The 22,232-nt window shown below is 41.5% G+C and carries 13 protein-coding genes; 6 read left to right on the forward strand and 7 right to left on the reverse strand.

The window, feature by feature from the left end; translation table 11 throughout:
- Window positions 1–69: 69 nt before the first annotated feature.
- The gene (locus AC1D0K_RS25035) at window positions 70–2,574 is read left to right on the forward strand and encodes a glycoside hydrolase family 95 protein (RefSeq protein ID WP_477392187.1); all 2,505 of its coding nucleotides are present in this window, start codon (window positions 70–72) and stop codon (window positions 2,572–2,574) included.
- Between the two features lie 257 nt (window positions 2,575–2,831).
- Window positions 2,832–5,084 (forward strand): FG-GAP-like repeat-containing protein, encoded by a 2,253-nt coding sequence (locus AC1D0K_RS25040; protein WP_477392185.1) that lies wholly within the window; start codon window positions 2,832–2,834, stop codon window positions 5,082–5,084.
- A gap of 144 nt (window positions 5,085–5,228) precedes the next feature.
- On the opposite strand, the gene AC1D0K_RS25045 is transcribed toward AC1D0K_RS25040, so the two are convergent.
- The 7 genes from AC1D0K_RS25045 to AC1D0K_RS25075 form a co-directional block, all read right to left on the reverse strand.
- Complete coding sequence (locus AC1D0K_RS25045) at window positions 5,229–8,792, reverse strand: VCBS repeat-containing protein (RefSeq protein ID WP_477392184.1); 3,564 nt, start codon at window positions 8,790–8,792, stop codon at window positions 5,229–5,231.
- Window positions 8,793–8,865: 73 nt separating this feature from the next.
- Entirely contained in the window at window positions 8,866–10,425 is a 1,560-nt protein-coding gene (locus AC1D0K_RS25050; RefSeq protein WP_477392183.1) for a RagB/SusD family nutrient uptake outer membrane protein, read from the reverse strand.
- 21 nt (window positions 10,426–10,446) lie between these two features.
- Window positions 10,447–13,614: a SusC/RagA family TonB-linked outer membrane protein gene (locus AC1D0K_RS25055; RefSeq protein WP_477392182.1), complete on the reverse strand. Its 3,168-nt coding sequence runs from the start codon at window positions 13,612–13,614 to the stop codon at window positions 10,447–10,449.
- Between the two features lie 893 nt (window positions 13,615–14,507).
- Window positions 14,508–15,269 carry a phosphate ABC transporter ATP-binding protein PstB gene (gene pstB / locus AC1D0K_RS25060; protein WP_477392181.1) on the reverse strand — a complete coding sequence of 254 codons (762 nt, stop codon included), beginning with the start codon at window positions 15,267–15,269 and terminating at the stop codon, window positions 14,508–14,510.
- Window positions 15,262–16,107, reverse strand: coding sequence for a phosphate ABC transporter permease PstA (gene pstA / locus AC1D0K_RS25065; protein ID WP_477392180.1), 846 nt, complete (start codon window positions 16,105–16,107; stop codon window positions 15,262–15,264). The genes pstB and pstA overlap by 8 nt, the downstream gene beginning before the upstream one ends.
- Complete coding sequence (gene pstC, locus AC1D0K_RS25070; RefSeq protein WP_477392179.1) at window positions 16,104–16,994, reverse strand: phosphate ABC transporter permease subunit PstC; 891 nt, start codon at window positions 16,992–16,994, stop codon at window positions 16,104–16,106. The genes pstA and pstC overlap by 4 nt, the downstream gene beginning before the upstream one ends.
- Window position 16,995: 1 nt before the next feature.
- Window positions 16,996–17,832: a substrate-binding domain-containing protein gene (locus tag AC1D0K_RS25075; protein ID WP_477392178.1), complete on the reverse strand. Its 837-nt coding sequence runs from the start codon at window positions 17,830–17,832 to the stop codon at window positions 16,996–16,998.
- A 501-nt stretch (window positions 17,833–18,333) separates the two neighbouring features.
- Here AC1D0K_RS25075 and AC1D0K_RS25080 point away from each other — a divergent pair.
- From AC1D0K_RS25080 to AC1D0K_RS25095, 4 genes are all read left to right on the forward strand, one after another.
- Complete coding sequence (locus AC1D0K_RS25080; RefSeq protein ID WP_477392177.1) at window positions 18,334–18,738, forward strand: hypothetical protein; 405 nt, start codon at window positions 18,334–18,336, stop codon at window positions 18,736–18,738.
- A 294-nt stretch (window positions 18,739–19,032) separates the two neighbouring features.
- Window positions 19,033–20,073 (forward strand): methyltransferase, encoded by a 1,041-nt coding sequence (locus tag AC1D0K_RS25085; protein WP_477392176.1) that lies wholly within the window; start codon window positions 19,033–19,035, stop codon window positions 20,071–20,073.
- Between the two features lie 252 nt (window positions 20,074–20,325).
- Window positions 20,326–21,249 (forward strand): aldo/keto reductase, encoded by a 924-nt coding sequence (locus AC1D0K_RS25090; RefSeq protein WP_477441847.1) that lies wholly within the window; start codon window positions 20,326–20,328, stop codon window positions 21,247–21,249.
- 115 nt (window positions 21,250–21,364) lie between these two features.
- Window positions 21,365–22,135 (forward strand): DUF2310 family Zn-ribbon-containing protein, encoded by a 771-nt coding sequence (locus AC1D0K_RS25095; protein ID WP_477392174.1) that lies wholly within the window; start codon window positions 21,365–21,367, stop codon window positions 22,133–22,135.
- The last annotated feature ends 97 nt before the right edge of the window (window positions 22,136–22,232 follow it).

Raw genomic sequence — 22,232 nt, forward strand, 5'->3', positions numbered from 1 at the left:
ACAGACGATACAATAGAAAGATAATAATAATGCTGTCCAATGAGGATTGCACGTTACAAACCAAAGTATATGACAAGATTAGTTAATAAAAAAGTGTATTTATTTGCTGTGGTATTATTGATGTTTTCATCAATACAAGCTCAACAGAAAAATTACGCCGGTAAAAAAAATAGCGTACCCGATAATTCCGGGCGATATAAATTGTGGTATAATCAACCTGCTAAAAACTGGAACGAAGCCCTGCCTCTTGGTAACGGTTTTATAGGGGGGATGGTGTTTGGCAACGTACAAGACGAACGGATTCAGCTCAATGAATCAACCATATGGGGAGGGGGCCCCAATAATACAATTGATTCAAGTGCGAGGCCATACATTGATCAGGTTAGGCGGTTGCTCTCTGAGAAAAAGTATGCGGAAGCGCAAGAATTAGCTAACAGTAAACTTGGCCCAAAAGGTAATAGCGGCATGCCGTACCAACTTGCCGGTAATTTATATATCAGCTTTCCTGGATCAGATGCCGTTAGCAATTATTATCGCGACCTGGATATAACGAATGCCACGGCTACGGTAAAGTATACCTTAAACGGCGTTAACTATAAAAGAGAGTTTTTTACCTCGTTCGGCGCAAATGTGCTCATGGTAAAACTTACAGCCAATAAGCCAGGCATGATTAACTGCAGGCTAAAACTTCAAAGCCCTCTTAAATCTTCAGTCACCATAAATAACGAAAAAGCATTGGTTTTATCCGGCCAGGGCAGTGAGCACGAAGGGCAAAAAGGACAAATAGAATTTAATGTGCTCACCAGGGTCAAAAATTCGGGAGGCACAAACGTTGCAGATACTTCGGGCATTACTATCGCAAATGCAGATACGGTCGTGATATATCTTTCTATGGCCACCAATTTTATCAACTATCACGATGTTTCAGCAAATTCAATGCTTCGGGCAGAAAATATTTTAAGCAAGGCCTATGAGCACAGTTACGATGAATTGTTGGCTGAAAACATCAAGTTTTATCGCTCGTATTTTGACAGGGTTAAACTCGATCTTGGTGCAGATAGCGCGGCAAAACAGCCAACAAACGTTCGGATCCAAAATTTTTCCACCAATAATGATACGCAATTAGCCGAGTTGTATTTCCAATACGGTCGCTATCTGTTGATTTGTTCATCTCAGCCGGGATCGCAGCCAGCCAATTTACAGGGTATCTGGAACGGCGAAGTTAAAGGCCCGTGGGATAGTAAGTATACGATTAACATCAATACCGAAATGAATTATTGGCCAAGTGAGGTAACCCAGTTACCAGAATTAAGCACTCCGCTTTTTAATATGATCAAAGATTTGTCTGTTACAGGCAAGCCTACTGCCAGGATAATGTACGGAGCACGTGGATGGATGTTACATCATAATACTGATATCTGGCGCATAACCGGTGTTGTAGACGGAGCTTTCTGGGGTTTGTGGCCAACGTCAAATGCATGGCTTTGCCAGCATCTGTGGGAACATTATTTATACTCAGGCGATAAGGAATTTTTAAAGCAATATTATCCGATAATTAAAGGCGCGGCCGAGTATTACGTTGATGCCCTTCAAAAAGATCCTGAACATGGCTGGCTGTTAGTGTCGCCGTCGGTTTCGCCCGAACACGAGTATATCGACGGAAAAAACCAGGTCTCCGTTACTGCTGGCGCCACCATGGATAACCAGTTAGTTTATGGCTTGTTTACTGATGCCATAAGAGCAGCAGCCGAACTAAATATTGACAAAGGATTTGCAGATAGCCTGGCCACCTACCGCCACCAACTACCTCCAATGCAAATTGGCAGGTACGGGCAGTTACAGGAGTGGCTGGAAGATCTTGATCGTACGGATGATCATCATCGCCATGTTTCTCATCTATACGGCTTGTTTCCGGGAAACCAGATATCTCCTTTTACGCAACCGCAACTTTTTGCCGCTGTAAAAAAATCACTTAATTATCGTGGTGACGTATCAACTGGATGGTCAATGGCGTGGAAGATCAACCTTTGGGCGCGTTTACTGGATGGCAATCACGCCTACAAGCTTATTAAAGATCAAATAAAACCTATAGGCGGGGGTTCTGGCGGCACTTATCCCAATTTATTTGATGCTCATCCGCCTTTCCAGATTGATGGTAATTTTGGATGTACATCAGGGATAGCAGAAATGCTTTTGCAAAGCCATGATGGCGCGATTTACCTATTGCCTGCATTGCCTGATGAATGGAAGGATGGCAGCATATCGGGGTTAATGGCAAGAGGTGGTTTTAAAGTAGATATAAAATGGGCTAACCATAAAATCATCAAAGTGGTGATACATTCCTCACTTGGCGGAAACTGCCGCCTGCGTGTCAATCAACAAATGAATGGTAAATTGCTGACAGCAGTAAGCGGGATAAATAAAAACCGCTTTTACCAAACAATGGATTTGCAAACGCCGATCATAAAAAATAGCGACAAAAATCTTCAGCCCGACTTACCTAAAACCTGGATGTATGATGTAGCCACGCTTCCGGGTAAAACATATACCATTGTTAATAGCGGTTTGCATTAGTCTGCCGATTTTACAAGGGACAAGCAATTTCAAATTCTATTGAAAGACAGTTCCTGTAAATTTATACAGATGTTATATGAATATAAACAAACGTTGTGTTTGGGGCTATGGTCGTTTTTTATCTTTACTAATCGCTTCTTAACGAGGGTTGTTAGATATAGTATTTTGGTCCGTTTTACGGTTCAAACTATTATATCTGGCAGCCTTTCATGGTTTAGGGAACAAAAAAACGTATCTAATTTTTAAAACGAAATATCATGTTATCACGATTTGCAAAAATGGTCATGTTTTTTGCTGCATGTACTTGTGGTTTAATAATATCATGTAAACCACATTCGCCGGCGAAAATGACGGACTTGCTGCAACAACTTGAAAAACGAAATTATAATCCTCAAAATATTTTTAGTTCTGATGCCCGGCTTGCTGCCAGCGATTCGCTGTTAAAGGTTGATTCGCCAAACTATGATGTTCAATTGTTGTTAAAAAAAGCTTTGTTTGAGTTACAGGAAGGTCATGAACAACAGGCTTTAGACATATATTCAAAAGTTTCAAAACTGCCGCCTTACATGAATCCCGTTAATGTAATGCCAGATCAGGCTGTTGCTTTTATGCGTTTAGGAGAACGTGCCAATTGCATGCTTGGCCATAACGGCTCATCATGTATATTCCCTATTAAAGGAGCAGGCATACATCAGGCGCAAACAGGATCGCAGCAAGCCATTGAAACACTGGAGAATATTTTAAAAAGTAACTCTCATGATGCCCAGTCCCGATGGCTGTTAAATATAGCTTATATGACGTTAGGTGGTTATCCTGATCAGGTTCCTGCCCAATATGTGATCCCTAACTTAAATGCCGACGATGGGCCGTACAAAGTGAAGCCATTTACAGATGTAGCAGCAAATGTTGGTATTAACCTGAATAGCAGGGCAGGCGGTGCCATAGCCGACGATTTTGACGGTGACGGTTATATAGACATCATTACAAGTGGGATGGATCTTCAGGATCACGTGCATTATTTTCATAACAACGGAGATGGTACTTTTAGCGATCGCACCGCTCAAAGTGGTTTACAAGATGAGGTTGGCGGCCTTAATATTGAACAAACCGATTATAACAACGATGGCCGCCCCGATATTTTTATAATGCGGGGAGGCTGGCTTCGGGATGGTTTTGGCAACCAGCCAAGTTCATTACTTAAAAACAACGGCAACGGTAAGTTTACGGATGTTACCATTGCAGCCGGTCTGCAATTTATGCATCCTACACAAACTGCCATATGGGCCGATTTTAATAACGATGGCTGGCTTGATGTTTTTATCGGGATGGAAAGTCATGGCGGAACCGACCCTAAGAATAACCATCCATCGGCACTTTATATGAATAACCATGATGGTACTTTTAACGAAATGGCTCAAAAAGCGCATTGTGGGATCAACGATTTTGTAAAAGGTGTAACATCAGCAGATTACAATAACGACGGCTGGCCCGACATTTTTGTTTCTACCATGAGCGGAAGAAAATATTTGCTGAAAAATAAATGTAAGGGAGGGAAGAATGTAGAATTTGAAGATGTTACCGAAAAGGCGGGCATTAATATTACACAAAATACATTTACTACCTGGTTTTATGATTACAACAATGATGGCTGGCCCGATATTTTGATTGGTAGTTATAATTTTACTACAACCCTTGGTTATTATGCGGCATTGGAGGCGTTGGGTACACCTGTGGCAAATAATGGCAATATTTTTCTTTTTAAAAACAACCGCGATGGAACATTTACAAATGTAACCCGTGATGTAGGGCTGAACAAAGTAGTGTTTAGCATGGGGGGTAATTTTGGTGATATTGATAATGACGGCTATCCCGATATTTATTTTGGAACCGGCAATCCCGATTTTGGATCGCTTATACCGAATAAACTTTTTCGGAATATAGGGGGAAAAAAATTTGCCGATGTAACCAGTTCATCACGTACCGGCAATTTGCAAAAAGGCCATGGCGTGTCATTTGCCGATTTTAGGAATAATGGCCTGCAGGATATTTTCATCGAGATGGGCGGGGCTTATATAGGCGATGCTTATAAAAGCGCATTGTACCTTAATCCAGGCCAAAATAACAATAATTGGATAGGTTTAAAACTGGTTGGTAAAAAGTCAAACAGGAGTGCTATTGGGTCGCAAATCAAAGTCACTATTACAGAAAATGGCTTACAAAGAAATGTGTTTAAAGATGTAAACTCCGGCGGAAGCTTTGGTTCATCTCCATTAAGGCAAGAAATAGGGATAGGGCAGGCCAGTATCATCGATGATATTGAGATTCGATGGGCAGGGAGTGGTACCGTGCAACATCTTCAAAAAATAAAGCCTAACCAATTCCTGGAGATAACAGAAGATGGCAAGGTAACACCACTTAATTTGAGGACACTTAAATTTAATACCAGCGCGCAGCCAATGTCTATGCCCATGGCTGGTATGACAGTAAAAGGCAAAGATATTTTTAAGTAAAAAGCACTACGCACATTTGAGCAAAAAAGGAAAAATCTAAATCATCATGCAAAATGGACTTGCAGAATGATTTAGATTTTCCCCAATAGAAAGGCCTTTTTAGGAACAGCTAATTAATCGATTAAACCGCTCAAATTATCCTGACTAAAATTTAACTACCCTCGTTTTTCCCGAATAATCTTTTATAGATACCTGCGCTACTTTCTCACTAATGAGGATAGACCTGGAGGATTGAGAAAGAAACGAACTACCATAGTAAAATTCTTGTTTGGTATTACTACCATTTTTATAAGTGATAACAGCGCTTTGATCTGTATCACTTATTTTTAACATGGATACGTGAGCATTTAATTGAAAAATTCGGAGTGGCCCTAAGTGCTCGCTTGCCGCCAGTAAATAGTTATCAGCCGCGCCCTTTAATTTTACAAGCGCTTTCCCATCTCCAGGTAAATATATGCCGCTGCGTGCAATTGGTAAAGGAGCAAAATCACCTTTGCCATTACCTTTTAGCAACAAGCCATTTAAGGCATCATATCTTCCAATTGAAACGTCAGTGCCAAAATCATTTCCATTAATCAATAAATCCAGATTGCCGTCTGCATCAAAATCGTCGGCCACCATCCCGTTCAATGCTGAAACCTGCGCTTCAAGAGGTAAGGGAACTATCGTGAATTTACCTTCGCCATCGTTTCTAAAATAGCAGGATCTTAACTCGGTAGCTTTAAGCCGCAGCGCACTTTTCATTTGCTCAGCGCTCAACACATCTTGCATTGTAGCCTCCGCGTAGGAATGATAGTTGGTGAATTTTGCACGTAAAGTTATCATTTGCTTAATGGCATCATCCCTTACATTTGCAGGGTATTCGCGTTTTATGCCATCCTTGCCCGGAAGGAAAAATGATGGAAATGCATCAAACCGGTTTCTTTTGTCGAAATCATTTGCTGTAATAAAGGCCGGAAATTCTTCACTGGCCTGGTAAAGGGTATTTAAGCCTACATTTCCAACTATGTAATCTGTTCTGCCTGTATGCCTGAAATCACCCGCAATTATTGAGTTCCACCATCCGGTTTTATTGCCGACACCACTTTTTGCTGTAACGTTCGCATATCTTCCGCCTAAGTTTTTTAAGAAGGTTAGCGGCATCCATTCTCCTGCTAATATCAGATCTGTTTTACCATCGTTGTCAAAATCACTAAAAATAGCATCACATACCAACCCAATCTTTTTTAGGTCTGGTGCAACTTCATTAGTTACATCTGTGAATTTCACCCTCCCGTCCTTTGTGTCATTTCTTAAAATATAGCTATTTACAGGTTCGGGATATCTCCATGGCTCAACCCGGCCTGAAATAAAGAGATCTAATTTGCCATCGTTATTGTAATCGAATGCTCTTACGCATAATTTACTTTTAAAGCATACCGGCAACGCATCCTTTGCAAGCGTAAAATGGCCTTTGCCATTGTTAATATATAAGCGGTCCTGATATGCGGGATCATTTGCCGGCGTTTTATAACCGCTGCCGGTAATTAATACATCAGGAAATTTATCGCCGTTTGAATCGAAAATGAGAATTCCTCCATCAAGGTAGGGATGATCATATTTCTTTTCTTCTAAAAGGCCCCGTTGTATAAATGTGCCGTTCTTTTGTTGAAAAAAGAGCTGAGCGGGCTCGGTCAAATTTCCACCGACAACTATATCATCTAAGCCATCGCCATTAATATCACCTGCCGACAGCGCGGGATTGTACTCTGAAAGCTTATGCGGCAAAAGTTTTTGAATATTAAAGTCCGTATAATCCGTATCGCGATGAATGTATTTAACCCCGCTTTTGCCCGTGATATTGGTAAACAACGGAGTTTTTACCTGTATAGGACTTGCCCAGTTATAGGTTTGATGAGCATTATTAACATTTGCAGACAAAGTTTGATCTGCATCTACATTTAAAAATGTTTGCCTGAATTTGTTTGGCCACCTAACAACCACCGAGTCTATGGTTTTGCATTTACCTAACCCGAAATGTGCTATAGGTTGAATGCTGGTAAGGTAGCCCCTGTAAGGAGTGTTTTCATAAACCTGGTGTAAGCCGTGCTGGTAATATATATCCACAAAAGCTCCGATTCCTTCGAGGTTCTGATTTGGGCCTTTAAACTTTACGCTGAGGTAGTGGTGCACATTTTCTTTATCCTCCCCGGCGGTGTTTTTATAAATCAGCGCTTCATCATTGATATTGTTAATTACAAGGTCAAGTGCGCCGTCATTATTTAGATCGGCATACACCGCACCATTCGAAAAGGAGGGGATACCCAGGCCCCAATCCAGGCTCACATCATTAAATTCCACACCGCCCTGGTTACGAAAGGCATAGTTGTGAATTTTGACTGACGGTATCTGCTTGAGAACTTCCTTCTTTGGCGTTATTAAAAACGCATTGGATCTGTAAGCAATAAAATCATGATCTGTAACGTCGCGGGGATAACCGTTAGTAACTATGATATCGCGGTAACCGTCGTTATCAAAATCGGTTATCATCGGGGTCCAGCTCCAGTCTGTTTGGGCCACACCGCTTAAAAAGCCTATTTCGCTAAAAGTTGGGTTACCAACCTGGTTGTTTTCTCCTATAGACGGTCCTTGATTTAGCTGTAGTGTATTTCGAACATATTGATATTGATAACCGTAGTGGTCAAAATTTTGAATAGTGTTATAGCTGCTTGGTCCCGACATCATTTTTTTTCGGAAATTATCGGCAGGATTCATGTCCAGCTCAAATATATCGGCCAGCCCATCGTTGTTGATGTCCTCAATATCCTGACCCATGGCATTGAAAGAGGTATGCTTAAAATACGCTTTAGACTGATCGGTAAAAGTGCCATCATGATTATTGATGTACAATATATTATTAGACAGAAAATCGTTGGTGACATATATGTCTTTCCAGCCATCAAGATTAATATCAGCAATAGTTGCTGCATGCCCGTAACCTTCAATCTTGATCCCCGCTGCTAATGATACATCCGTAAATACCGGATGTTTAAGTTTCGGGTCCCAGTCGTTCCGATATAATCGTCCCATGCTTCTGCCGGTGCCGATGGTATTAATGGGCCTGAACTGGTTCGGGAATTCGGCAGGGTTTGGCTCATTTACGGTCAAATACATATCAAGGTCGCCGTCATTATCATAATCAAAAAAGCTGGCCATTGTAGAAAATAACTGACTATCAAGGCCGTATTCCTTCGCTTCCTCTTTAAATACAGGCACACCGTTTGTATTAGCCCCTTGGTTTATATACAATAAATTCTGCCTTTTTTTTGGATCATTGGCAAACGAATTACATACCAATATATCGGGCAAGCCATCGTTATTAATATCAATGACAGAAGCGCCCCGTCCCCAGCGTCCTTTGCCTTCTACGCCTGCTGTTGCAGTAACATCCTCAAACCTGAAGTTACCTTTGTTGATATATAACTTATTTGGCACCATGTTGCCCACAAAGTAAATATCCTGTAAGCCGTCGTTATTAAAATCACCTATGCCAACACCTCCGCCATTATATACAGTGGCATTATCGATAGGATTAATCGAATCGTTTTCTGTAATCAGGTTATTAAACGTAACGCCGGAAGCAGAAGATGGTATTTGCTCAAATAGCGTATGTTTTTTACAGGACGAAATTAGTATCGCAACAGTAAAACCAATAAGGAGCCTTTTCATAGTTTAACATAAATATAAGAAAAAGCAGGCGGCTTGTAGGCCGCCCGCTTTTTAAAAATAAGTGCGAAGTGAATTAATAACCAGGGTTTTGATGTCCTGTAACAAGAGGATTATTATCTAACTCAGCTTGAGGTATAGGTAATAACTCGTCTCTGTTAGCGTGGAAAGCAGCAATCGGCTCGGTAGCGAAATACCCTTTTTTGCGCCATCTTAAAATGTCAATGTTGCGTACTTCTTCATCGCCTAATTCTACCATTTTTTCGTGCATGATGGCTTTAACCACATCACTTTTGGAAGCAACCGGAAATTGGGCTGTTGGATAAGGAGGCATGGCAACATCTGGCCTTGAACGCACCATATTAAGGTATGTTATAGCTCCGGCGATGTCGCCAGTTTCGTTAGCACACTCGGCAAGGTTAAGTAAAACTTCCGAATAGCGGATAATGCGTTGGTTGTTACCGGCCGGGTGGAAGCCTGCAGTAGCTGCACTTTCCTGGTAAATGATCATGAATTTACGCCAGCTGATTTTTTTGGTAACGCCGTTCAACACCGAAGAATTTCCGTTTTGATCGGCATCGCTTAATGTGCTTTGGCCATTGTTATAAACATCGCCGCTCTGATAAACGCTATATGAAAAACGTGGATCTGTTTTTACCGCACCCGTAGCGGTACTTTCAAATTCATTCAGATATTTGTTTGAAGGAATAAGGTTTCTCCATGCAACAGGGCAGTATTCCTGGTTTCTAACTGTTGACTGGTCTTCAGTTGCGCTTTCGCCGCCCCAGTTGTAACCATTAGTTCCTTTATCTACAAACACAACTTCAAAAATTGATTCTTTGTTAAATTCGGTAGCTAACTCAAAATTATCAAGATAACGGGAAGTTAACGAATAGCCATCGGCCCCGCTGGTAGGTATCTTAAGAAATGCAGCTTTAGCATCAGCATAATTGCCTTGCTGCATTAACACCCTGCCCAGCATAGCATAGGCGGCAGATGCCGTGGCCCGTCCCTGATCAGTAGCTGATTTTCCGGGTAGCACTGCTGCAGCATCTGTAAGGTCCTGAACTATCTGCGCATAAACGGCGGCAACCTCCGCACGTGGTTTAAAATCGGTTGGGCTTTTGGGAACTGATGTTACCAGTGGCACCCCGCCCCACATGCTTACCAGGTCGAAATAAGCCCAGGCACGCAGGAATTTTGCCTCGCCCACTGATTTTTTCGCGTCGGCTATGTTATCGGTAACATTTGCCGCGTTATCTGTTACAACATTGGCACGGAAAATTACTGTGTACCAGCCATTCCATACAGAATTCATCACAGAGTTTGTAGGATCGTCGGTATTGTTGATTAGTTGGAGCCTTGGAGCTTCCAATTGTCCGCCACCCGGTGCTACTTCGTCGCTTCTGGTATCATGCAGGTAATACCACTCCCGCGATACGAGGTTGTTTTGATGCATAACCGCATAGATGGCGTTAACGCCCGACTTTAATTGCGCTGCCGTTTTATAATAGTTGCCTGTAGTAAGATTGTTTGGATCAGAAGTATTTAGCGCTGTTTTTTTACAGGACAATACGATCACCGTTATTGTTAGCAACATAACGGTTGACAATAAATAAATTTTTTTGTGTTTCATAATATATCAAATTAATGATTGTTAAAATGTTGCCTGTAAACCTGCCTGGAACACTCTTGGCGAAGGATATTGACCATAGTCTATACCATTTGTAAGCGTTCCGTTTTTGGAGCCTACCTCCGGATCAAGCCCGGTGTACTTTGTAATGGTGAACAGGTTTGTTGATGATAAATAGATCCTCACTTTGCTTACTAAATTGTTACTGGCCGATTTAAGCCACGGCATTGGCAAATTGTAACCTAACTGGAGGTTTTTTAAACGAAGGTATGAGCCGCTTTCAACCCAGCGGGATGATGGCCTTACATTCGAGTTAGGGTCTCCTGAAATAGCCCTCGGAATAACTGTATTGGTATTGGTGGGAGTCCAGGCGTTTAACACCGCAACATCTGAGTTAAATAACCGGGACATACCTTGAGCGATAATTTTTTCGGCGTTAAATATTTTATTGCCATATACGCCCTGGAAAAATAAAGAAAGGTCGAAATTCTTGTAACTGGCAGAGTAATTTAATGAATAGGTGAATTTAGGGAGGTAACTACCCAGGTTAACCCTGTCCTTAGCATCAATTACGCCATCGTGATTAATATCTTTAAATTTTAAATCGCCTGGTGCTGCACCTGTTTGAGTAGCATGGCTGGTTACATCTGATGCATTTTGGAATATGCCTTCAACCACATAACCGTAGAAATACTGTATAGATTGACCAACCGAAGTGTTGGTAATTGGACCACCACCACCAAAATCTGCGTCGCCGCCGGCACTTATCGCACCGTTTGCAGCTCCTGTTAATGAGGTAACTTTATTTCTGCCTAAACCAAACACAGCTGATATGTCATATTTAAAGTCGTGGGTGGTTTTATGGTAACCTGCGGTTAATTCAATACCAGTGTTTTGCATCGAGCCAACATTTCCCAATGGGGCGCCAACTCCTTCGCTGGGTGGTACAGGTATAGTCAAGATCAGGTTATCGGTTTTTCTTTTATAAACCTCGGCCGATAGCGTAAATGCGTTTTGAAATAAGCCCAGGTCGAAACCAATGTTTGTTGATTTTGTTATTTCCCAATGAAGAAAATAATTACTTAATGCAGTGTAAAAAGATCCGTTACCAGCGTTAGCGCCTGTTGCCAGGTTGCCAAATGGATATGTTGTGCCACCTGCAGAAACATTGGAAACGTAAGGGTAATTTCCCAATACAGTTCCGTTTATCCCGGTAACGCCGTAACCGGCCCGAATTTTGAATTCGCTTATTGATTTAATATCCTTCATGAAACTTTCCTGGTCAACCTTCCAGCCCACCGAAGCCGCAGGGAAGTTTTCATATTTGTGGCCCGGAGCCCAAACAGATAAGCCATCACGACGTATTGAACCGGAAATTAAATATTTCCCTTCAAAATCATACCCAACCCGGGCTACTAATGACTGAAGAACGTTAGTACTATAAGTGTAATTGGTAGTGGTGTTTGTGGCGTTGTTTAGTGTACGTATAATGTTGTTATTTTGGTTACCAAATGAATTTTGACTATCGCCACGGTTGGTTTGCACCTCGTAAACTGCCAAAGCCGAAACGTGGTGTTTGCTGGCGAAGGTGTGATCGAAAGTTAATTGTTGTGTATATAGCGTAGTAGTGCCGCTTCCGGTATTTTCGGTTATTGAAGCAAGCGGGTTGCTTGAAGTACCACCATCGTTATATATTGGGGTGTATTGTTCTTGCCTGTTTGTTCCGTAATCAAGGCCGTAAGTGGAATTGAATTTCAGCCATGGTGTAAACTTGACCGTTAAATAAGCGTTGCCGCGTATTCCAACACCAAAATTACGGTTTTCGTTAATTAGTGCCTGTTCTATCGGGTTTACCGGGTCGGCACCGTCAAAACTGCTTTGTGGGCCAAAAAAACCGCCGTTATTATTAGGATTGTAAATAGGTAAGTATGGCTGCATCCTTATCACGTTGGTAAGGGGCGTTCTGTTGCCTGGAGGGATCCCAAAACGTTGGCGGGTTTCCGAAACATTGAATGTTTCGCCGATTGTAATAAACTTGTTCAGGTTATGATCAGAATTCATTCGGAAGCTTTTACGGCTGAAATTTGTTCCAACGGTAATACCATCCTGATTAAAGTAACTGGCAGAAGTAAATATGCGTGAATTTTCATTCCCACCGCTTAGTGAAACAGCGTGCTGTTGCACAGGTCCTTTTTTGAAATAGGCGTCCTGCCAGTCTGTATTGGTTTGGGCGAAGGTTTGCGAAGAGCCTGCATAGATGGGCAGATTAAAGTTTGCCGGTTGTAAACGCGGCGGCACACCAATACCGGCGGCTCCGTTTAAAGCCCTTTCGTATTGTACATATTGGTTTGTATTAAGAAGGTCGAACTTTTTAGTAACCTCCTGAAATCCAGCGTATGAATCGAAGCTTAACACAACCTTGCCCCTGGATCCCTTCTTGGTTGTGATGATGATAACGCCGTTAGTTGCTCTTGAACCGTAAATTGCTGCGGCGCTCGCGTCCTTAAGTACATCAACTGATTCTATGTCTCTTGGATCAAGCCCGCCGATAGAGCCCGGAAAACCGTCAATAATGTACAAGGGGTCGACTCCATAACCTATTGAGCTAACACCGCGTATCTGTACAATAGGCGCGGTACCTGGCGAACCATTATTGGTAACCGTTAAACCGGCAACCCGGCCCTGTAAGGCCTGATCAACACCGCCAACAGGTAACGCTGATATTGTTTTGCTGCTTACTGATGACACAGCACCGGTTACATTGGCACGCTTTTGTGTTCCGTAACCTACAACAACAACTTCACTTAATGATTTAGAATCGCCCTTTAAGGATACGTTAATCACAGATTTATCTGAAACAGAAACTTCTTTGGAAGCGTATCCTATAAAAGTAAAAACAAGTACCGCCTGATCATTAGGAACTTCAATGCGGAATGCACCATTGGCATCAGTTCCGACCGCGGTGGTAGTACCTTTTAATGTAACCGTTACGCCTGGTAATCCTTCACCGGTTTCGTCGGTTACTTTACCCGTGATAACCTTGTTTACGTCTGATGTTATTACATCAGGATTTGTATACCGCAAATGAGCCAGGCCATTAGCCGCAAACGTGGAGTTTATAATAGTAATACTTATAAATACTATTATAACCGTCATTCTCATGAAAGTGCTTAGTAAATATTTTTTTTTCATATTTTGGTTTGTTAATTGAAAACATTGGTTGGGAAACTGGTAAGATTCACCACTTATTTCAAACAGTTCTCCGTATTGGTAATGGTTAAGTGATGAATGAATTAAGCTCATCCATAATTATTGAACGTACCTTATAAGGATGCCTTCATTTGGTTTAATAAAAGGTGGTTTACTTAATTGGTTGCTTAACCGGTAGCTTGTATCAGGATTGAATTAATTGGTTATAGAATCCATGATATTGATGCCGGCGTAGTTTACTGCGGGCCACGAACGGTGACCGGCAAAACAAGATCTTTTTGGTTTATTCTCTCATAAATATAGCTCAGAAAAGGTTTGCAATCGATTGTAGAGTCGAACCGGTTTGTACGTTTCCTGAATACAACTAAACTATAGTATACAGGTCGATCAAGCTTTAATAACTTAAATCGAAATTTTGACAGAACTTGCCGGTCGGCTTTATTGGTTTATAATTCAGCAGCTATTTGATTAGAATTGTAGCAGCTTTGCAGGAGTAAAATTACTTTTGAAGCAGATTCAAGCAACCAATTTTTTAACATAAAAACACAACATTTGTCAACTTATGCCACATTCAGCCCTAACAACCGTCGTTACAAAAGTTAAAACGTGATCATCTTCCGAATAAACCTTACAGTTTATATCTTAGAAATGAATTCAACGTAGGGCATTGAAAAACCATTGCCCGCTTATCAGAATTTTTATTTGAGCGGGCGCTTTATTTCTGTAAATGTTATAATGGAAGAAGGTGATATCTGATATATAAAAAACACCTCATTGCCTGATGCCCCTTATTAAAGTAAGGATACGGAAATGCAGTATTTGATCTTTGCCTATAAGCTATTATTTTTTAAGCATCATTATAAAAGCGCAGTCCTCTACCCAAAATTCCCTTTTACGTAATTGCCCGTCATTTCCTGTTGGGGTTTATTAAAAAGTTGATGCGTGTCGCCCGCTTCAATAATTTCCCCTAAATACATAAAAACCGTTTTATCTGCTATGCGCTGTGCTTGTTGCATATTATGCGTTACGATCACGATAGTATAGTCTTTTTTTAGTTTCAGGATTAGTTCTTCAACTTTGGAGGTGCTAATTGGATCTAATGCCGAACAGGGTTCATCCATTAAAATAACCTCCGGCCGCAAAGCAACGGTTCGTGCTATACATAAGCGCTGCTGCTGTCCGCCGGACAGCTTGGTGGCGGGTTTCTGCAAGTCATCTTTCACCTCATCCCATATATAACTTTCTTTCAAAGCATTTTCAATGATGGCGGGGCGTTCGTGTTTAGGAATATCATTGATCTTTAAACCATAATTAATATTCTCATAAATACTCTTGGGGAAAGGATTGGCCTGCTGGAAAACCATTCCGATGCGCCGGCGAACTGCTGTAGCCGTAAGATTGCCTTTATAAAGGTTTTGCTCTTCTAGCAGAAAGTTACCCTCTATCCTGGCATCCGGCGATAGATCATGCATCCGGTTAAAGCATCTGAGAAGGGTACTTTTACCGCAGCCGGATGGTCCGATCAGCGCCGTTATTTTATTTTCGGGAAATGCTACCGTAACGTTTTTCAATACCTGCTTGGTGCCAAACCATAGCTTAGCAGCGGTTGCCGATAGTTTGATGTGTTCTTTATTCATGCTTACTGTGCTGATACCGGATATAGAAAGCGGATAGGTTTAAAAAGAATACCACAATAATTAATACCAATGCCGTACCGTAGGCTAACGGCCTTACCTGTTCAATAGCCTGGTGTTGGGTGGATAACATATATAGATGGTAAGGCAGCGCCATAAATTCCTGATTTAAATAGGCCGCCGGTTTATTGATGTAAAAAGCTACTCCAGTAAATAGTATAGGCGCTGTTTCACCGGCAGCGCGTGATAACGTCAGCACCAGGCCGGTTAATATGCCCGGAAGCGCAGAAGGCAATACAACATCCCGGATAGATTCCAATTGCGTAGCCCCAACCGCCAAAGCGGCCTCCCGCATCCGATTAGGAATACGCCGTAAGGCCTCTTCGGTAGTAATAATAATGTAAGGGAGCGATAAAAGGCCTAAGGTTAGCCCGGCTGCTAAAAGTGAAGTACCCAATTGCAGGCCCTGGACAAACAGCGCCAGTCCGAATAAACCATAGATAATGGACGGCACCCCTGCTAAATTCCGTATCGACGCCCTGATGATCCTGGTGAGCCAGTTATCAACAGCATATTCATTCAGATAAATTGCACAGCAAATACCAAAGGGAGCCGCTACGAGGGCAGTCATGAACGTTAGCAATACAGTTCCGATGATTGCAGGTAAAATTCCACCTTTAGTCATTCCATCGGTGGGGGAACTACTGATGAACTCCCAGGATAAGGAGGGAGCACCTTTACTGATCAGGTCCCAGAGTATTATTGCCAGGAAAAAGCAGGCCAAGCCAGTGCTTAACAATAAAGTTCCCCATTCAATAACCGGTGTAAGTTTCCTGATCATGCTGCCTGATATTTCCGGTATTTATTTACAAAATATTCCCCAACAACATTAACTAGCAGTGTCATCAAAAAGAGTACGGCCGCTATAGCAAACAGCCCATAATAATGGGTGGTTTGATACGGAACCTCGCCCATTTCTATAGCGATGGTTGCTGTCATGGTTCTCACAGAATGGAAAAATCCTTTTGGAAACGCAGATACGTTACCGGTAGCCATCAGCACGGTCATGGTTTCGCCGATAGCGCGCCCAACTCCCAACATAATGGCTGCCAGGATACCTGGTGCAGCAGCAGGTATAGTTACCAGTATTAAAGTTTGCCACCTGTTTGCGCCAACACTATAGCTGGCTTCCTTATAAGCATTTGGAACGCCCTCCAGTGCATCCTGGGTTACTGTGATGATAGTAGGTAAAGACATGATAGCGAGTAAAATGGCGCCATTGAGCGCGTTCAACCCATTTGATTGCCCGGTCATTCCGGCAATGCCAGGACCCAGTACAACGATACCTAAAAATCCAATTGCTACCGAAGGAACTGAAGCAAGCATTTCAATTGCCGGTTTCAAAATGCTTTTCAACTTTTTACCGGCATAGTCTGATAAGAAGGAGGCGGTTCCAATTCCTAAAGGGATAGCTATACACATCGCCCCGAAGGTAACAAGGCTGGTACTCACCAATAACGGCAGCATCCCGTAAATAGCGGGGCTTCCCGATGGGTTCCATTGGGTGCCGGTAATAAAATCAAATGGTTTTACTTTCAAAAAGAAAGCTGCTGTATTCCACAGCAGCATTAAAAATATCCCCGCCAGTATAGCAATCACCATAAGGCCGGTCATTCTGAAAAGAAGTTTGGCAGCGTTATCTATTTTTTCTCTGGTTGCTAATTGCATGTTATTTGGGGATAATGTAATAACCTGATGTGGTGATTATTTTTTGGCCGGCTTGCCCTTTTTCAAAATTGATAAATGCAGCCACCTTATTCCAGGACGTAAGTGGTATAAATTGGTATAGGGGGCGTTGAAAATAGTACCGATGGGCAGCAATTGCTTTTGTATCTAACGGAGATATGGCCGTCATTCCTTTTTTTTCTGTGATTTTTAAAACTTTAATGGGTTGATTAACACCATCGTGAAGGATATAACCTGCGCCTACGTAACCTATACCTGACTTGTCGCGCTTAACACTTTCCACTATTTGTGCGCTGCCGTTCATTTCTTTGGCATCACGGCTAAATGCTATTTTTAGTTTTTTACTGATGAAGGAGTGGGTACCCGAATTACTTTGCCTGCCATAAATATTGATCTGGATATCTTGTCCGATAACAGGTTTCCAGGTTTTGTACTGCCCGTTTAATACCCTGGTTAAGGATACAATATCAATAGAATCCAAGGGGAAATCCTGACTAACGATAAAAGCAGTAGCATCCTCTGCAAAAATTACCGTGCGGATAGGTATGCCTTTTGTTTTTAACAATTCTTTTTCTTCCCTGTTCAACGGACGGGAAGAATTGGCGATATCTGTTTGCCCGTTGAGCAGTGAGGCAATCCCCAGGCCAGATCCGCCACCGGAGATCGCTACACTGAAGTCGGCATGTACCTTGTAAAAGCCTTCGGCCAGGCTCACTACTAAATTAACCTCCGTATCAGAACCTTTTACTTTGATAGATCTTTCTGCGTTACTACAGGAAGACAGTAGGCCTAATAACAAGTACATTAAATACCTCATCATGAACTTATAAATATCTGTAAGATAAATCAAGGATATTTCCTTTTTTATGGATTTCGACAAACCTGAAATTGAAGCTTCCCGGATTTGGATGCCAGTTAGTGATCAGTTTTTTTCATCCTTTTATTATAGGCCTCGTAAACATTTTAGGTAATGCTGCAAAATTGCTGATTTATAGGTATGATTATAATGATGGTCATCATTAATTAAGTTGATGTCGGTTTCTGTGAATAACGGATGATCCGGTTCTTGAATAAATATGGTGATTTTGAGTGATTTGTATATTGATTTTACCTGTGTTAATAAAAATATAATATATAAATCACTTTAACTTAATGTGTTGTTGCGCTACCTGAACAAAACACAACGCTATTTTAATGAGATGCATTTAATAATTTGTAAGTCATTAAATGCTTTTTTCGCTAAGTTGAATGTTTTAGTAATACAATAGTTTTATACTTATATTTATTTACAATTTGAAACAGCATTGCAAAGCGAATAATTATGAGTCCCTCTGCCGAATTGTTCCTGAAGTATAATTACCTTGAAACCAAGGATATGGGATTGCACTTTTTAACGCTGGTTACAGCCGTCCTTGTTTTCTCTTTAAGTTTCGCCGAAAAGGTTTTTGATTTTAAAAATGCATCAAAACGAAAACGCACAATTGTTATTTTAGGATGGTGCCTATATCTGATTTCCATAATTTTATGCGGGTTAGGATTAACCTTAAATGCATTAGCTGGTGGCGCAGCCGTTTACGGTAACGACTATAACTATTGGGCTCACTTGTCTTATAAATTCATAATTTTAGCGGGAATCTCTTTTATATTCGGACTCGTTTTTACCATAATATCTGCAATTATTTCAGGCAACAGAAATAAATCGCAAATTGACAATACTGTTGTTTAATGTTTTAACCTGTGTAGGCATGTCCCCACTTCTTGTCTATCTATAACAACACTAATAATTCCAATCAGCCATAAATGAGTTCGGGTTTTGTATTCTAAGGACCGCAAAAATGATCAAATGTATGCCATTCATGGAAATGTTGTTCAGAAAACCTTTAGATGAAAATCTGAAGGCTTTTTTAGTTATATCAAATTAAATCACCGTATTTTTAGATAACCTAATTTTTGCCCGCCCCCGGCAGAATTTCCTGGAATGCAAACCAATTTATTAAAACTGATAATTAATAAGAAAAAAATGGAACAGCAAACTAACCAGCCATCACCTGAAAACATTATGAAAATTGGCACAGGCTTTTGGGCCTCAAAAATTCTTTTAACTGCAGTGAGTTTTGAATTATTTACCACGCTTGCCAAAAAGAAAATCATGAAGGCCAAAGATGTAAAAGACCTTTTAAAGCTTAAATGCACAGACAGGAATGTTTATGATTTTTTAGATGCTTTAACTGTGTTTGGTTTTTTAAAGCGTGACGGTATTTTGGATACAGCCATTTATTCAAATACGGTGGATGCAGATACATTTTTAGATAAAAACAAACCATCATATATTGGCGGTATCCTTGAAATGATGAACAATCGTTTATATGCATTTTGGGGTAACCTGGGCGAGGGGTTGCTTACCGGGCTTCCGCAAAACGAAGCAAAAAGGAGCGAAGATTTTTTCGGTTTGATGTACCAGGACCCTGAAAAGTTGAACGAATTTACCAATGCAATGAGCGGTATCCAGATGGGTAATTTTATTGCCTTTGCTCAAAAATTTGATTTCGCAAAATATAAAACATTAATTGATGTAGGCGGTTCGGCCGGGTTGCTTTCGGTTATGGTTGCAAAGCATAATCCCCATATGCATTGTACAAGTTTTGATCTGCCGCCTGTTGAGCCTATTGCAAATGCTACCATACAGCAATTTGGGTTATCAGATCGTGTAAAAACTGCAAACGGTGACTTCTTCACCATGCCAATACCTCATGCAGACATTGTTGTAATGGGAAATATCCTGCATGATTGGGACGAAGAAAATAAATTATCATTAATGAAAAAAGCTTATGACGCAATCCCTGTGGGCGGGGCATTTGTGGCTATTGAGGGCATCATTGATGATGAAAGAAAGCAAAACGTTTTTGGTATGATGATGAGTTTGAATATGCTTATTGAAACCGGAACTGGATTTGATTACACATTTGCCGACTTTAACCGGTGGGCAAATATTGTAGGGTTTAAATCAACCGCAATCGTTCCGTTAGCAGGACCATCAAGCGCGGCAATAGCATACAAATAGAGCCGCATTAAAGTTATCAGATTGAAATTTTTCTCAACCATTATTTCGATCGGCTGTTATGGGTAAAAAGAAGCCTTATAATATCATCTTAAAGTAAGAAACGGGAGCTGGCCGGAATCATCAAATCTTTGGCGCTTTAGGTGAATTGAAAAGAAAATACGTACCTAACTTTATCCTGGAATAGCTGATAATGCAATGCTGCTGTTACATGCAGTTTTCCATTTTAATAATTTAGATAAAACGTATCATAAAATGAAGTCAACAAATAACCCCCTCCATATGCCGCTGCTCGGGTTTGGTACCCTGATTCCAGATCCGGCCGAGACGATAAGAGCCACCAGGGACGCGCTGGAAGCTGGATTTCGACACTTCGATTGTGCGGAACGATACCGCAACGAGAGCGAAGTGGGCGAGGCCTTACAGGCAGGACTTGCCGCTGAAGGACTTGCCCGCGAAGACATCTTTGTCACCACCAAGTTGTGGAACACCAATCATAGGCCCGAGTTTGTTGAAGGCGCATTCGAGGCGAGTTTGAAAAGACTCAGGATCAACTACCTGGATCTGTATCTCATCCACACTCCGTTTGCATTTCAACCGGGGGAGGAGCAGGACCCGCGGGATGAAAAGGGTAATGTCATTTACGATCACAGCGTGAATTTGCTCGACACCTGGAGGGCGATGGAGAATCTTGTAGACGGTGGCAAATGCAGGGCTATCGGACTGTCTGACGTCAGCCTGAAGGAATTGTTGCCCATCTACGAAGCTGCGAGAATCAAGCCGGCCGTGATCCAGGTTGAAGCACACCCATATCTGCCGGAAACAGAGCTTCTGGAATTCTGCAAGGAGAAGGGCATTACATTTTTAGCTTTTGCGCCATTGGGTCACGGAATGAGGCCGGGGCCGCTTGAAGATCCGGTTGTTTTGGCGATTACTGCACGGATTGGAAAATCACCGGCCCAGGTGCTATTGGCCTGGGCGCTACAGCGTGGCACGGCTTTGCTTACCACGCCCAGAACTGCCGCCCGCGCGCGTGAGAATTTCGACATCTCTCCCTTGCCCGAAGACGCGTTTGAGGAAATCAACCGCATTAAAACCAGGCAGCGATACAATGCAGTGGTGAAGACCGGCGTCCCGGGTTTCATCCCACGAGTTAATTTGGACGAGACCACTGAATGATCCACCATTGGTATGTTATAGGGAGATTATTGAAAGCCTTTAGATGAAAATCTGAGGGCTTTTTTATTGGGTTTCTTTTTTAACTTAGGGCTTTTGTGATAATATTAATCTCTCAGTGTACAAGCAAAAAATATCAATAACTGTAAATTCTGATTTTGAGAAAGAGAAACTATTTGATGAATTTATTATTCTAATGGAAAGTCTTTGTCGAACTGGTCAAATTATGGGTGGGATTGAATCTCCTTACTTTTCGGGAAATGAAATAATTTCTTATCAAACCTCATTGGAGTTAAACTCGTTGGATACACAATATAACGACGAATGGGTCAATCTTAAAATTAAAAATTTAGAGGAGCGATGTAATTCTAAATTGAATACCGAAGTTATTGGACAACATATTCCATTTTATAAGGATGTCTGTACTTGCAATAGTAGCGATTCGTACGTCTTATTTACTACCTATTCAAATGAGAGTTCACCCATTGATTATGGTACTTGTGGGCATCCGGTTCCTATTTATCAAATAAAAGGATTAACAGATAAAGATCGGACTGATATTGAATCCTGGGAAGGTGATTATGTTTCCTGTGATAACCTGAATATGGGTTGTAACGTTGGAGAAAAATGGGCAATAAAACAAATGTCTGACGCTAAATCTCAACTTTCGCAATTCGGCCGGGATATTTGCCATAGAATAGCGAAAGTGACGGGTGTAGCCACTTATTATTATCTTTTCAACTACCGGGCTATTTCAGTTGCGAAGGATGGATCAAGAAAATGCCCATCGTGTAACGGAGAATGGTTTCTGGATGAAAAGTGGTTGGGTTTCTATGATTTTAAATGCCATAAGTGTCAATTAGTTAGTACATTAACGAGTAAAAGTTAATGCGCCTTCAAACCCCTCGCTAATATCAATCAACCATAAAAGAGTTCGGGCTCGGTAGTCAGGGGGCAAAAAGAGGCCTACCGCATGAAATTTATTC

Source organism: Mucilaginibacter sp. P1_A3, assembly GCF_056406855.1.